This is a genomic window from Acinetobacter sp. FY683, from assembly GCF_059515885.1.
In genome coordinates this window covers 87,452-101,732 of sequence record NZ_JCAKNA010000003.1, presented here as the reverse complement: position 1 = coordinate 101,732, position 14,281 = coordinate 87,452, and the positions used below count along the sequence as shown (strand labels likewise).

The window sequence follows — 14,281 nt, the reverse complement described above, 5'->3', positions numbered from 1 at the left end:
ATTATGTCGTAAATTTTTAAAAATTAAGTATTATTGAGAAAATATCAATATAACTAAATTTTTTTTAGGATTAACTATGCTTCCACATAAAGCTTGCGAAGCCTTTCTTGCTGTAGCAGAAACAGGAAGTTTTGAGCAAGCTGCAATTCGCTTACACATTACTGCTTCTGCGGTCACACTTCGTGTGCAAAGTTTAGAAAAAGATTTAGGTAATACACTCATTGTGCGTGAACGCCCTTGTCGTGTGACATCAACAGGTCAATTACTTTTGGAACATTTGCAACATCAACGCTTAATGGAACAAAATTTATTACAACAACTCAAAGGAAAATCGGATACATCTTCCTTTTTTAAATTAAACATTGCGACTAATGCAGACTCACTGGAAACGTGGTTACTCCCTACACTTCAACCCACGCTTATTCATGAACGCATTGCACTTCAATTAAGTATTGATGATCAATCCCAAACGCATCAGCTGATGGAAGCTGGTATTGTGAATGCCTGTATTAGTTCTGAACAATTACACGTGAAAGGTTGTGTCACACATCACCTAGGGGCAATGCGTTATTTGATGGTTGCGACACCTGAATTTAAAAATACGTGGTTTCAACATGGTGTTAACCGTGAAAGTATTCGACGTGCTCCTGCGGTTATTTTTGGAGACAAAGATCAACTTCATTCAGATTGTATTTTGAAGTTATTTGGATTAAATATGCAAAGTTACCCCTATTACTTTGTTCCATCTTCATCGGCTTTCGCGGATGCAATTATTCTAGGTTTAGGCTATGGCATGGTACCCGAAATGCAAATTCGTAAAGAACTAAAAAATGGTCAATTAATTCCTCTTATTCCTGAAGCAGAAACTGATGTTCAATTATATTGGCATCACTGGAAACAACAGTCCGATGCTTTAAAAACCTTAACAACCATCATCCTTGAGCATACGAATAAGCTATTTATTCAAAATACAAAAGAGCCATCTTAAAGATGGCTACATAAGTAAGAAAATGCTTAAAGATCAATATTTGTTTTATCTTGATCTTTAAATTTCTGCTGTAGTTTTTTATAAATTTCAGTATTTTGGAATTTTTCTAGAAATTGGATTGAGCCTTCAGGAAAAGCTTCACGTAAAATATGACCATCATAATATGCTTCACGCATAGGTGTTGCAGACATTGAGCCTTCAAGGCTTTCAAGCTCCACCATTTCCCATTCAGGGAAAAATTTTAAATAGTAAGATGAATCATCTTTGAAATGTCCAATTAAACCAATTTTAGCCTCAGGTACAACAACGTCAGCGACTAAAGATTTAACAAGTTTCTGCCATTTTTCATCGTTATACACATCAACAACATGAACAAACTTAATCCGTTTTTGATCATCTTCTGAAAAATTAGAGAGCACCATTTTTTCACGTTCTGTCGCTAAAAATGGATTTTTGATATTACGTTCAAGTTGCGCCGAACCTAATGCTAAAACCACAAACTGACTTTGCTCTAAAGCAATTTGAATGGTTTTCATGTGTGCCAAATGAAATGGCTGTAGACGACCAATAAAAACGAGATAATCAAATTTATAATTCATAACCGATCTGACTTTTTATGACTCATGAGTTGTGTCCATATTAAAAATATGCGACATAATGAACCATAGAATAAATTAAGTTTAAAGCAAGGATAGTACGATGACACTCAGTTGTATTCAACAACCTCATCAACATTTAAACGCATCTTTAGAAAATGGCGTATTAACTTTAGCAATCAATCGCCCTGAAGCAAAAAATGCAATTTATGGTGAACTCTATTTAAAAATTGCTGAAGCTTTAGATCAAGCAGATTTAGATAACAGTGTTCGTGTTGTGATTTTACGTGGTCAAGATGCCGACTTTAGTGCGGGTAATGACATGCAAGATTTCATGAAGTTTATTCAAACACCACTACAAACTAAAGCAGGTGATGCGCCTCCATTTGTGGTATTAAAATCAGCTGCTCGTTTTTCTAAACCGTTAATTTCTGCAGTTCGTGGTGTTGCCATTGGTATTGGTGTCACTATTTTGTTACATGCAGACCTTGTTTATAGTGACAACACTGCCCTATTCCAAATTCCATTTGTAAGCTTAGGCTTATCGCCTGAAGGTGCTTCAAGTAAATTGCTCATTCAACAAGCGGGTTATCATAAAGCTGCTGAACTATTATTTACTGCTCAAAAATTTAATAGCGAAAAAGCTTTAAGTGCTGGTATTGTAAATAGTATTGAAGATGATGTTTATGCAACGGCTTTAAAACAAGCACAGCATTTAGCTGCTTTACCTTTAGCATCTTTACGTCAAACGAAAGCACTCATGAAGCACAATTTAACAGAAATTGTAGAATGTATTGACCATGAAGCTGAAATCTTTATGAAGCGTGTTGCTTCACCTGAAATGAAAGAGGCGCTTTCTGCATTTATGCAAAAACGTAAACCCGATTTTACACAGTTCAACTAAAGTCCATGATGCACTTTTTACTTTCATTTAAAGTGCATCATCTTATGAAGAATAAACATGACCACTTCTGAAAAAAAGCGTTATTACGAGCCTGCTCCTCAAGATATTGATATTAATAACTTCCGTAAAGTTATTGAAAGCCGTCGTTCTGTACGTAAATTTACCGAAAAAGCTATTCCTGAAGATGTGCTTGATGCCTGTTTAGATTTAGCCTTACTTGCACCTAATTCTTCAAATTTACAGCCTTGGACATTCTATGTTGTTCAAAATCCTGAGAAGAAAAAACAACTCGTCAAAGCTTGTTTAGGTCAATTAGCAGCAAAAACTGCTTCCGAGCTCATTGTATGCGTAGCACGTACAGACCGAATTGATGAAATGGCAAAACGTAATATCAAGGAATTTCCACTTCCGAAAGTTCCTGCTATGGTTCAAAAATATTACAAGTTCATTCCATACAACTATAAGACAGGTTACTTTAATTCACTAGGTAACTTTAAGAAAGTAGCTTTCAAAGTTGCACGTACACTAGATAAGCAACTTCCAGTTACGGCATTCAGCACAGATGATGCAAAACTTTGGGCAACAAAAACTACGGCACTTGCTTGTGAAAATCTTGTATTAGCTCTTCGTGCTTATGGCTTTGATAGTTGTATGATGGAAGGATTCGATGAGCCTTTAGTCGCTAAAATTTTAAAACTTAACCATCAGCAATACCCAGTAATGGTCATTGGTGCAGGTGAACGTGCTGAAGATGGTGTATTCTTCCCACAGTATCGTTTTGATCGAAATCTATTTATTCAAAAAGTTTAAAATAAAAAGACCTATATTAAATATAGGTCTTTTTCTATTTAGGTTCATTTATTTAAAAGCTTTTGCTTCTTGTGAGCCGTAAGACAAACTTTTTACAGATGAAATAAATGATCCTGTATTAGCATCACGACCTCATAATCAATATTTTGGGTTTTGCATGCTATAAACATTAAAAGCGACTGTAGAAGACTATCCAATAATCATTGAGCTTTTACCTGTCCCTTGAGTTTGGAAATAATCATTATAAAATTTAGATAGAAAATTATGAGGTTCTGAATACTATTTTTAAACATCCTTATAACCTTTATCACGTTTTAAACATTTACATACTTCAAAAGAAATGATGTGGAATTTTTATTATTTAGAATTTTATACAAGATACAAAAACTTATTTGATCAAAAACAGAGCAAATATTTTTGTTCCAATATTTATCTATTTTTTCTTAGAACCCTTATTACTCCTAAAATTCAGACGAATCACTACACTATAAAACCAATGATATTAACAATTTATAATAAATATAAGTGTGCAAATTTTATGAATTTAATGTAAATATAAATTCATTATTAGAATTTGATTTTGTAGATTTTTTAATAAATCAGTTCAATAATTAATGGAATATTAAAATAAAGGAGTATCAAAATAATGATTAAAAAATCACTATTCATTACAGGCTCAGTGCTAACAATTGGACTTAGTCTTGCAGGCTGTAATAAAGAAAAAATTACATCTGGTGAACCTAAACGACCTGAATGTATTGCCCCAGCTAAACCAGGTGGTGGCTTTGATCTGACCTGTAAGCTCGCTCAAAATGGTTTAAAAGCAACTGACATTCTTGAAGCTCCTATGCGAGTAACATACATGCCAGGTGGTGTTGGTGCAGTTGCATATAACAAAATTATTGCCAACGACCCTGCAAATGACAATGCTATTGTCGCTTTTTCGACAGGATCTTTACTCAATATCGCTCAAGGTAAGTTCGGCAAATATACAGAAAAAGATGTCCGCTGGTTGTCTGTTATTGGTACAGACTACGGTATGGTTGCGGTAAAAGCAGACTCTCCTTACAAAAATTTAAATGATCTTGTTGAGGCATTGAAAAAGAATCCTCAAGCAGTAAGCTTTGGTGCGGGTGGTAGTGTTGGTGGTCAAGATTGGATGCAGACTGCCATGCTCGCAAAAGTTGCAGGTATAGACCCTAAAAATATGACCTACATTGCTCTTGAAGGCGGTGGTGAGGCTGTAACAGCTGTACTTGGTGATCATATTCAAGTTGTAAGTGCAGGCGTTGCTGAAATTGTTCCACACATGAAAGCAGGTAAAATGCGTGTATTAGCCGTATTTTCAAAAGACCGCTTACCAGGCAATTTAGCATCTATACCAACAGCAAAAGAACAAGGTTTTGATATTGAATGGCCTGTAATTCGCGGTTATTACATGGGGCCTAAAGTTAGTGACGAAGCATATAACTGGTGGAAATCTTCATTCGATGCTATGGCAAAAAATGAAAAATTTGAACAAATTCGTCAACAATATGACTTATTGCCTTTAACTTTGACTGGTGATGAGTTAACTCAATATGTGTACAAGCAAACGAATCAACTTCGTGAATTATCAAAAGAATACTATCTAATTGGTAAGTAGTCAGAATTAAAAACAAAAAAGGAAGAATAAGCTCAAGCTTTAATGAGCTTATTCTTATTATTAAAAGGAAATATCATCATGCTTTTTGAAAGGATTTTTATAGGCAGTATCGGTATTGCATGCTTTGGATTACTCTTTATTGCATGGGGTTTTGTGGCTCCAATTGCATACGATCCGCTTGGACCAAGACCCTACCCACTACTTCTGCTTTCACTTCTGATTATTAGTTGTATTTATTTGGTTTTTAGACCTAAAAAACTCTCAGACAAAGTTGATGTCGGTTTTTTAAATCCTCTTATATTAAAAAAAGTGTGCTTAACACTTCTCTTCTTTTTTATTTATGCATTTACCTTCGAATTTCTAGGTTTCATTCTAGCAACTACCATTATGTGTTTTGCCCTTAGTATTTTATTTGGTGGAAATATTAAAGCTTCCCTCATTAGTGCTATTTCACTTAGCGTGTTTTGCTACCTGATGTTCGACTATGGTTTAGATGTTCCTTTGCCTTTAGGCTTTTTCTTTAGCAAGTGAGATAACAATAAATGGATACTTTAGCGTACCTTGCACACGGATTTGAAATTGCCTTACAACCACAAAATTTATTAATTGCTTTAATTGGTGCTTTCATTGGCACCATTGTCGGTTTATTACCAGGTTTAGGACCAATTAACGGTGTTGCTCTACTTTTACCTTTTGCATTTGCATTAGGTTTACCACCAGAAAGTGCTCTAATTTTACTTGCTGCCGTGTATTTAGGTTGTGAATATGGTGGACGTATTTCAGCTATTCTCATTAACGTACCTGGAGATGCTGCCGCCATTATGTCTACCTTAGATGGTTATCCACTTGCTAAACAAGGTAAAGCTGGAATTGCACTCTCTTTATCTGCGGCTAGTTCATTTATCGGAAGCATGGTTGCTACCTTAGGTATTGTTCTATTTGCGCCACTTTTAGCAAAATGGGCAATTGTATTTGGTCCTGCCGAATATTTTGTTCTAATGGTCTTTGCATTGACCTGCTTAAGTGGTCTTATTAGCGACCAACCTGTAAAAACAGGCATAGCCGCTTTAATTGGTCTTGGTTTAGCCACTGTTGGTGTGGATGCAGTCACAGGTGTTTATCGTTTTACCTTTGACTCTGTAAACCTAAGTGATGGTATTCAATTTACAACTATTGTGATTGGTTTTTTCAGTATCAGCGAAATTCTCATTATGCTTGAACAAACCACACTTGGACAAAAAGCCTTAAACCAAGGCAAACGTACCCTCTTCAACTTTAAAGAGTTTATATTCTCTTTGGGCGCTATTATTCGTTCTTCATTTTTAGGTTTCATTGTGGGTATTTTACCTGGTGCAGGTGCAACAATTGCAAGTGCTATGGCATATACCAGTGAACGCAAACTTGCAGGAAAAAACAATCAGTTTGGTGAAGGTGACTTACGAGGTATTGCAGCACCAGAAGCAGCAAATAACGCTTCTGCATGTGGTTCCTTTGTTCCAATGTTAACTTTAGGTGTCCCTGGCTCAGGTACAACGGCGGTAATGCTTGGTGCATTAACCCTTTACAACATTACACCAGGACCACAACTTTTTACGGAACAACCGACTATTGTTTGGGGCTTAATTGCATCGCTTTTCATTGGTAACGTCATTCTATTGGTCATGAATATTCCAATGGTTGGCTTCTTTGCAAAGCTTCTCACTATTCCGAATTACATTCTTATTCCTGCAATTGCAACAGTAAGCTTTGTTGGTGTATATGCAATTCACAGTACCGTATTTGATCTTGTATTTATGGTGGTATTGGGCATTTTTGGTTATTTATTAAGAAAAATGAATTTCCCACTTTCCGCATTAATTTTAGGTTATGTACTGGGTGAGCTTATGGAATCTAGCTTAAGACGTGCACTATCTATTTCTCATGGTGATTTATCTATTTTATTTCATGGTCCAATCACTAAAGTACTTTGGATTCTTGCAGGGCTAATGGTTGTATTACCATTATTCCGTTATATCCGTAACCGTCGCAATCCAACTTCTGCTTAATTTATAAGGAGTATCAACATACAAATTGTGTATTGATACTCCTTTTTAAGATACATATAAAACGGTATGCTTTATTTCCAATATTTCTACAGTTTTTGCTTTGCCCTTTGTGGTGCATTTATAGCGCAGCAACTCAACTTGCCTATTCCTTGGTTACTTGGTCCTTTATTTGTAACCGCTCTTTTAAAAATCAACAATGCACCTATCGAATGTCATAAATCTGCACGTCAAGTTGGTCTGCTTATTATTGGCTTATCGCTAGGTTTATATTTCACCCCCGATATGATTCGAACAGTACTCAGCCATTGGGCAGTTTTATTGGTAGGATTAGCCTTTGCATTAATCATGGGTGCAGTAACTGCATGTATTGTTTTTAAATGGGGACATGTCGACTTTAAAACAGCATGGTTTGGTTCTGCGGTTGGTGGTGCAAATGAAATGTCGAATTTAGCCGAACATTATCAAGCTCGCGTAGATAAAGTAGCATCTGCACATGCTTTACGTGTTCTGTTAGTCGTTGTATTTATCCCCTTCTTTTACCGTTTAATGGGTTGGCATGGCTCAGATCAATCTTTAATTTCAAGCATCCCTATTCATTGGGGAAAGTTCATTTTGCTATTTGTCTTATGTTTATTAGGGTGCTTTATTTTTAAAAAATTTAAACTTCCCAACCCTTGGACATTTGGTCCTTTACTTGTCGCTATTCTTCTAACATCAAACAGCATTCAATTATCATCTATTCCACCATCTATTTTGCATTTAGGTCAGGTGCTTTTAGGTTGGTCTTTAGGAAATAAGTTTAGTCAAAGTTTCTTTAAAACCGCACCAAGATATATGTCTGTTGTAGCAGGAGCAAATATCTTAAGTATTGGTATGGCATTTTTATGTTCTTATGCCTTGGTTTATTTTGTTGATATTCCTATACCCACTATTTTATTGGGTTTATCACCTGGTGGAGTTGCTGAAATGACCCTAACCGCAAAAGTACTTCATTTAGGTGTTCCTATGGTCACGGCATTTCATGTTGTACGAATGATTGGAGTCATGAGCACCGTAGGTCCTTTATATCTTTATATTGATAAAAAACTTAATCCCGACAAAAAATGATTTTTCAGCCCTGTCTTACATTTAAATATCAATAATTTGTAAAAACTCAAAAGCAGGTTCTTCATAGGGATGACTTGCTTTCAATGCATTTACCACAATTTTGGCTTTTTCTTCAGGCACAATGGTTTCGACTCTCCATTCAGGTAGCTGTTCCAATGTTTCAAGTTCACCAATAAATGGATTCGCGCCTTTTACAGGTTTAAATTGACCTGTACCAAGCACTTGCCAAGCACAATGTTCATAATGACCTATACCACCAGCACCCGCGTCAAAGATAGCAAGTTTAGTAGATTCAAGATGAGATTCAGGAACATAATAAATAAGCTTTAACATTAGCCAACCACCCCATAATTACTGTTATCAATTTAACAAATCTTACCCATGATCTATAATCATTTTTTCTTCCAACTTTCAGTCATATCACTTTGTATAGTTGAACCTAAGCGTTAAATCACAAGCTACATATAAAATACTAAATTCCATAATGGTTTAAATTTCAATCAATAAAAAATAAAAACCGACCTAAATACTATAAAATAAATAGATGATTGTTAATAAATCTTGTATTCATCTTTTTTATTCCTTAAATTAATAAAAACAGATATTTAAATTGCACTAGTACAACAAGGGAACACCAATGAATATGCTTTATGAACACATGCTGACTGTCTTTATGGCGTTCTTTGCAATCATGAATCCAATTGCAAATACTGCTGCATTTGCCGGTTTAACAGGCAGTATGAGCAATGAAATGAAAAAAGCGACTGCTCTAAAAGCACTTACTTTAACTTTCATATTAATTTCATTGTTTGCATTACTTGGACAAAAAATCTTTACCTTATTTGGAATTACCTTACCTGCACTACGTATTACAGGCGGTATTCTTGTATTTATGATTGGTTATCACATGCTGCAAGGTTCTGCATCTACAATCCACTCTTCAAGTAATGCAGATACCAATAATGATATTTCAATTTCTCCATTAGCCGTACCCTTACTTGCTGGACCTGGAACGATCGCAACAGCAATGAGCTATTCTTCTGGCGGTATTGAAACAGATTTATTAACAATCGCTGTTTTCTTTGTTCTATGTGTCATCACTTACTTCTGTTTTATTTTTTGTAATCAAATTATTTCCAAAATTGGTCAAAATGGTTTAAACATTGTGACGCGTTTAATGGGGCTTATTTTGGCTGTCATTGGTACGCAAATGTTAATTGCAGGTATTACAGGCGCTTTTAACTTAGGCTAATTGTGTTCACCGTTACTTTAAAAGCTTTAGTTATAACTAAAGCTTTTTTTACTTCTCTATTTCATATCCCTACTTCTAAGATGATAAGTTGGTCTTTTCAGGAAACTAGTAAATGAGTTTAAGTATTTAAATTCATTACTATAATATTAATAAACATAAAAAATTAATATTGGTATTCCCTCTCCTTTTAAGAGAGAGTTAGGGAGAAGGAGCATTCATTGATAGATTAAATAACTTTTATAAGTCTTAAATATTTTAATTTAATCAAATTTTCTTTAATTGTACTTTTTTTCTAATATCATAAAGATTTCTAAATAATTGAATAGCTTGTCGTTCTTCCTCCTGATATTCATTAGCCTTTTCATAAGAATCTTCATATCGCACGTTAGACTGTGAAGAAAAAATGCTTCTTCATTCTAATAAAAGTTTTTTATTACTATTGCCCTTTCAAAAGTAAGAGAAATATTTCCAGCAATAAAAAAACCACCTTACGGTGGTTTTTTTATTCTATTTCTAGAAACTATTCAACACATAACTTGCACTCAGCAATACAGCCTGAACCACAATAACAGCACCAAATAATTTCCAACCTTTCTGCTTTAGTTCAACTTTATCATCCGTGAGCTTTTCACTATTAATCATTTCATCACCTCATACTTGAGTGTTGATACTGAAATTATCGAGTTATCCAACTACTTAATTGTTGTAATTTTTCTGTGCATAAAACACACAAAAACATCATTACCTTTATATAAATGCAAAATATGAACCAAGTCTAGCAAGTTTATGTACAAATCATCTTTAAATTGCAACAAAATAAAAAAGCCACCCGAAGGTGGCTTTTTCTAAACGCAGTTCAAATTAACCAATGAACTTACGTGCATTACGGAACATACGTAACCATGCACCATCTTGATCCCAATCTTCAGGTTTCCAAGAATGCTGAATAGCACGGAAATTACGTTCAGGGTGTGGCATCATAATTGTTGCACGACCATCTGTAGACGTCACACCTGAAATCGCTTCAGGAGAACCATTCGGGTTCATTGGGTAATGTTGCGTTGGGTTACCATAGCTATCTACATAACGTAAAATCACTTGGTCACCCGCATTCAACGCAGCAATATTAGATTCCGGCGCTACAACACGACCTTCACCATGTGCAACCGCAATTGGTAAAATCGAACCTTCCATACCTTCTAACAATACAGACTTCGATTTTTCAACACGTACGTTTACAGCACGTGCTTCAAACATTTCAGATGTATTGCGATGGAAACGTGGCCAAGCTTCTGCACCAGGAATTAATGGCGCAAGTTGTGACAACATTTGACAGCCGTTACAAATACCTAAAGAGAATGTTTCATCACGGTTGAAGAATTTCTCGAACTGGTCACGAAGCTTCGGATTGAACAATACCGATTTAGCCCAACCACCGCCTGCACCAAGTACGTCACCGTAAGAGAAGCCACCACACGCCACTAAACCTTCGAAATCATCTAGGCTTACACGACCTGCAAGTAAATCACTCATGTGTACATCGACAGTATTGAAACCGACTTTGTCAAATGCAGCAGCCATTTCAACATGACCATTTACACCTTGTTCACGTAAAATCACCATGCTTGGACGGCGTTCCGCAATGTACGGCGCTTCAATTGGTTCATTCAAATCAAACGTAGGTTTAGCAATTAAACCTTGGTGTGATTTGTCTGTAATTAAAGCAAATTCTTGATCTGCAGTTTCTACGTTGTCACGTAAACGTTGGATTTGGTGTGACACTTCAGTCCAAGCCACTTGAAGATCGCTACGATCAAGGCTTAAACCATTTACAGTTAAAGTATCTGTATTGTTTACAGTACCAACTACTGCAATTGCATCTTTCAATGTAGATGCTACAACTTCGGCTTCTAATGCTGCCCAATCAGACTTACTGATTTGAAGCACTGCACCAATTTCTTCTGCAAATAACGATGCAACCGATTGATCTTCTAATGCCACACCTAAGCGTGAAGCAAACATCATTTCCGCAACAGTCGCAACTAAACCACCATCACCAATGTCATGGTAAGCCTGAATTAAGCCACGGTTGTTCCAGTCTTGAACCAATGCAAAGAATGCTTTGAAGTCATCAAAGCTATCAACATCAGGAGTCACAGAACCGATTGCTTTATACACTTGCGCTAAAATCGAACCACCTAAACGGAATTGACCTTTAGACAAGTCAATACGTACAAGTACAGATTCTAAGTTTTTAAGTTCAGGTGTTAAGGTTTTACGAACATCGGTCACTGGTGCAAATGCAGTAATTACGCCTGACATTGGAGATGTTACAGCTTTATCTTCACCTTCATCATTCCAAGTAGTACGCATAGATAAAGAATCTTTACCTACAGGAATTGCGATACCCAATGCAGGACACATTTCCATACCAATAGCTTTTACGCCTTCGAATAATGCTTGGTCTTCACCTTGTTGACCTGCCGCAGCCATCCAGTTTGCAGACAATTTAATGTCGCTAATCTGGTCAATTTTTGCAGACATGATGTTCGAGATTGACTCGGCAACAGATAAACGTGCCGATGCAGCAGGATTTAGAAGTGCAACGGGTGGACGTTCGCCCATTGCCATTGCTTCACCTGTGTAACCCACTAAGCTTGTTGTAGTTACCGCAGCATCCGCGACAGGAACTTGCCATTTACCTACAAACTGATCACGTGCAACCATACCCGTAATAGAGCGATCACCAATGGTGATTAAGAATGATTTAGACGCAACTGTCGGGTTTTTAAGAACACGGTAAATCGCATCTTTAAGATCAGTTACTTTTGAAGCTTCAAAGTCATCGCCTTTACGTTCAATTGTCTCAAAAGTACGGCTCATGCGCGGTGTACCACCAAGCATCACTTGCATTGGCATATCCACAGCTTTGTTTTCAAACAATGGATCTTCAACAGTTAAATGACGAGCTTCAGTCGCTTCACCAAGCACTGCAAACGGGCAACGCTCACGTTCACAAATAGATTCAAACAATTCTAAAGAGCTTGGGCGAATAGCCAATACATAACGCTCTTGCGCTTCGTTTGACCAAATCTCCATTGGAGACATGCCTTTTTCAAGCGATGGAATTTTACGTAAATCAAGTACCGCACCTAATTCGTGATCATTCACCAATTCAGGCATTGCATTTGAAACACCGCCCGCACCTACATCATGTACAGATACGATTGGGTTGTAATCTTCCATGCGCCAGCAAGTATCAATAACTTCTTGGCAACGACGTTCCATTTCTGGGTTTTCACGTTGTACAGAAGCAAAGTCAAGGTTTTCACCCAATTTACCGCTATCTACAGAAGATGCTGCACCACCGCCTAAACCAATCAGCATTGCAGGACCACCAAGAACAATTAATAAATCGCCCGGTTGAATTGCATCTTTTTCTACATGGTCAGGACGGATGTTACCGTAACCACCCGCAATCATAATTGGCTTATGGAAGCCTTTTACATCGCCATTTACATTTTGTTCGAAAGTACGGAAATAACCATTTAACGCAGGACGACCAAATTCGTTATTAAATGCAGCGCCACCCAAAGGACCATCAATCATGATCTGAAGTGGAGAAGCCATACGAGATGGTTTGCCGTAATTTTCTTCCCAAGGTTGTTCAAAACCAGGAATATTTAAGTTAGAAACCGTAAAGCCTGTTAAACCTGCTTTTGGCTTACCACCACGACCTGTTGCACCTTCATCACGGATTTCACCGCCTGAACCTGTTGCAGCACCAGCAAATGGCGCAATCGCAGTTGGATGGTTATGTGTTTCTACCTTCATTAAGATATGAGCAGCTTGGCTCTTATACTTATAAACATGATGACCGGTTTCAGCATCTTGTTTTGGATAGAAACGCTGAGTATCGAAGCCCACAATTACAGAAGCGTTGTCTTTATATGCCGACAATACATCTGTTGGAGATTCTTTATAAGTATTTTTAATCATCTGGAACAATGACAATGGTTGAACTTCACCATCAATTGTCCACTCAGAACCAAAAATTTTGTGACGGCAGTGCTCAGAGTTCGCTTGCGCAAACATCATTAATTCGATGTCATGCGGGTTACGACCCATTTTGATAAATGCGTCTGTTAAATAATCGATTTCTTCATCTGATAATGCAAAACCAAATTCAGAGTTTGCTTTAACCAGTGCATCTTTACCTTGACCTAAAATATCAATTGAATTTAAAGGCTTTGGTTCAGTTTCTAAAAACAATGCAGCAGCATCTTCAATTTGATTGAAAACACTTTCTGTCATGCGGTCATGCAATGCCAAAATTACTTCTTGAGAAATGTCTTTTAGACCCTTCAAAGTAAACAAAACACCGCGTTCAAGGCGGTGTATAGGGGTATTACAATTGGCAAAGATATCCGTTGCTTTAGATGACCACGGAGAAATTGTACCTACACGTGGTGTGACTAATATTTGAACTTCATCACTTGTAGCTTGGCGTAGTTCAAAAGATTGACCATCGTTTAATAGCTGTAAAGCAGATTGCTGTTGTTGCTCATTCAACGCTTGGTCAAATAGATAAACCCACTGGCTTTCTATAGATTGAACAGAACTAATTGAAGATAGACGTGTTAATAGTTGCGTTTTCTTAAAAGAAGAGTGTGCTGGTGCACCGGCCACGATAAACATGCTGATTTTGGCTCCACGGGCAGGTCTTTTGAACCTTGCCACAATGTGACTTGAAGAGAGCGCATATTCTACTGTGTATTGGATAAATCGGCTAGATGGAAATACAGATTAATCGGCAAAATAACTGTAACAAACTTAAAGAAATTCTTTATTTTCAGATAAAAATTTTGAATGTATAAAAATTTTAACCACATGTTTTAACTATATTGATCATTCTAAAGGAGTTCTGCCCATTA

At 36.7% G+C, this 14,281-nt stretch carries 12 protein-coding genes; 8 read left to right on the top strand and 4 right to left on the bottom strand.

Annotation, left to right across the window (positions count from 1 at the left end; all coding sequences use genetic code 11):
• Window positions 1-76: 76 nt before the first annotated feature.
• On the top strand, window positions 77-988 hold the full coding sequence (locus AC5YDH_RS02445) for a LysR family transcriptional regulator ArgP (protein WP_496116698.1): 912 nt from the start codon (window positions 77-79) through the stop codon (window positions 986-988).
• A 26-nt stretch (window positions 989-1,014) separates the two neighbouring features.
• Here AC5YDH_RS02445 and AC5YDH_RS02440 read toward each other — a convergent pair whose 3' ends face one another.
• On the bottom strand, window positions 1,015-1,587 hold the full coding sequence (locus AC5YDH_RS02440; RefSeq protein WP_496116697.1) for a nicotinate-nicotinamide nucleotide adenylyltransferase: 573 nt from the start codon (window positions 1,585-1,587) through the stop codon (window positions 1,015-1,017).
• A gap of 100 nt (window positions 1,588-1,687) precedes the next feature.
• Between AC5YDH_RS02440 and AC5YDH_RS02435 the strand changes: the two genes are divergently transcribed.
• The 6 genes from AC5YDH_RS02435 (at window position 1,688) to AC5YDH_RS02410 (ending at window position 8,095) form a co-directional block, all read left to right on the top strand.
• Complete coding sequence (locus AC5YDH_RS02435) at window positions 1,688-2,488, top strand: enoyl-CoA hydratase (protein WP_496116696.1); 801 nt, start codon at window positions 1,688-1,690, stop codon at window positions 2,486-2,488.
• A gap of 57 nt (window positions 2,489-2,545) precedes the next feature.
• On the top strand, window positions 2,546-3,298 hold the full coding sequence (locus AC5YDH_RS02430; RefSeq protein WP_496116695.1) for a nitroreductase family protein: 753 nt from the start codon (window positions 2,546-2,548) through the stop codon (window positions 3,296-3,298).
• Window positions 3,299-3,944: 646 nt separating this feature from the next.
• Window positions 3,945-4,943 carry a tripartite tricarboxylate transporter substrate binding protein gene (locus tag AC5YDH_RS02425; RefSeq protein ID WP_496116694.1) on the top strand — a complete coding sequence of 333 codons (999 nt, stop codon included), beginning with the start codon at window positions 3,945-3,947 and terminating at the stop codon, window positions 4,941-4,943.
• Between the two features lie 78 nt (window positions 4,944-5,021).
• Window positions 5,022-5,474 (top strand): tripartite tricarboxylate transporter TctB family protein, encoded by a 453-nt coding sequence (locus tag AC5YDH_RS02420; protein ID WP_496116693.1) that lies wholly within the window; start codon window positions 5,022-5,024, stop codon window positions 5,472-5,474.
• Window positions 5,475-5,485: 11 nt separating this feature from the next.
• Window positions 5,486-6,988, top strand: coding sequence for a tripartite tricarboxylate transporter permease (locus AC5YDH_RS02415; protein ID WP_496116692.1), 1,503 nt, complete (start codon window positions 5,486-5,488; stop codon window positions 6,986-6,988).
• A 66-nt stretch (window positions 6,989-7,054) separates the two neighbouring features.
• Window positions 7,055-8,095 carry an AbrB family transcriptional regulator gene (locus AC5YDH_RS02410; RefSeq protein WP_496116691.1) on the top strand — a complete coding sequence of 347 codons (1,041 nt, stop codon included), beginning with the start codon at window positions 7,055-7,057 and terminating at the stop codon, window positions 8,093-8,095.
• Between the two features lie 21 nt (window positions 8,096-8,116).
• On the opposite strand, the gene AC5YDH_RS02405 is transcribed toward AC5YDH_RS02410, so the two are convergent.
• Window positions 8,117-8,428: an NGG1p interacting factor NIF3 gene (locus tag AC5YDH_RS02405; RefSeq protein ID WP_496116690.1), complete on the bottom strand. Its 312-nt coding sequence runs from the start codon at window positions 8,426-8,428 to the stop codon at window positions 8,117-8,119.
• Between the two features lie 304 nt (window positions 8,429-8,732).
• On the opposite strand from AC5YDH_RS02405, the gene AC5YDH_RS02400 reads away from it, so the two are divergent.
• Window positions 8,733-9,347 carry a MarC family protein gene (locus AC5YDH_RS02400; RefSeq protein ID WP_496116689.1) on the top strand — a complete coding sequence of 205 codons (615 nt, stop codon included), beginning with the start codon at window positions 8,733-8,735 and terminating at the stop codon, window positions 9,345-9,347.
• A gap of 513 nt (window positions 9,348-9,860) precedes the next feature.
• Here the strand turns inward: AC5YDH_RS02400 and AC5YDH_RS02395 are convergent.
• Both AC5YDH_RS02395 and purL read right to left on the bottom strand, forming a co-directional pair.
• On the bottom strand, window positions 9,861-9,989 hold the full coding sequence (locus AC5YDH_RS02395; protein ID WP_496116688.1) for a KGW motif small protein: 129 nt from the start codon (window positions 9,987-9,989) through the stop codon (window positions 9,861-9,863).
• A 219-nt stretch (window positions 9,990-10,208) separates the two neighbouring features.
• Window positions 10,209-14,045 carry a phosphoribosylformylglycinamidine synthase gene (purL, locus tag AC5YDH_RS02390; protein ID WP_496116687.1) on the bottom strand — a complete coding sequence of 1,279 codons (3,837 nt, stop codon included), beginning with the start codon at window positions 14,043-14,045 and terminating at the stop codon, window positions 10,209-10,211.
• Window positions 14,046-14,281 lie beyond the last annotated feature (236 nt).

Excerpts from the sequence above, each read along its gene's own strand:
- AC5YDH_RS02425 (WP_496116694.1), top strand. The coding sequence starts at position 3,945 with ATGATTAAAAAATCACTATTCATTACAGGCTCAGTGCTAACAATTGGA.
- AC5YDH_RS02430 (WP_496116695.1), top strand. The coding sequence starts at position 2,546 with ATGACCACTTCTGAAAAAAAGCGTTATTACGAGCCTGCTCCTCAAGAT.
- AC5YDH_RS02440 (WP_496116697.1), bottom strand. The coding sequence starts at position 1,587 with ATGAATTATAAATTTGATTATCTCGTTTTTATTGGTCGTCTACAGCCA.
- AC5YDH_RS02395 (WP_496116688.1), bottom strand. The coding sequence starts at position 9,989 with ATGATTAATAGTGAAAAGCTCACGGATGATAAAGTTGAACTAAAGCAG.
- AC5YDH_RS02410 (WP_496116691.1), top strand. The coding sequence starts at position 7,055 with ATGCTTTATTTCCAATATTTCTACAGTTTTTGCTTTGCCCTTTGTGGT.
- AC5YDH_RS02420 (WP_496116693.1), top strand. The coding sequence starts at position 5,022 with ATGCTTTTTGAAAGGATTTTTATAGGCAGTATCGGTATTGCATGCTTT.
- AC5YDH_RS02415 (WP_496116692.1), top strand. The coding sequence starts at position 5,486 with ATGGATACTTTAGCGTACCTTGCACACGGATTTGAAATTGCCTTACAA.
- AC5YDH_RS02435 (WP_496116696.1), top strand. The coding sequence starts at position 1,688 with ATGACACTCAGTTGTATTCAACAACCTCATCAACATTTAAACGCATCT.
- AC5YDH_RS02405 (WP_496116690.1), bottom strand. The coding sequence starts at position 8,428 with ATGTTAAAGCTTATTTATTATGTTCCTGAATCTCATCTTGAATCTACT.
- AC5YDH_RS02445 (WP_496116698.1), top strand. The coding sequence starts at position 77 with ATGCTTCCACATAAAGCTTGCGAAGCCTTTCTTGCTGTAGCAGAAACA.
- purL (WP_496116687.1), bottom strand. The coding sequence starts at position 14,045 with ATGTTTATCGTGGCCGGTGCACCAGCACACTCTTCTTTTAAGAAAACG.
- AC5YDH_RS02400 (WP_496116689.1), top strand. The coding sequence starts at position 8,733 with ATGAATATGCTTTATGAACACATGCTGACTGTCTTTATGGCGTTCTTT.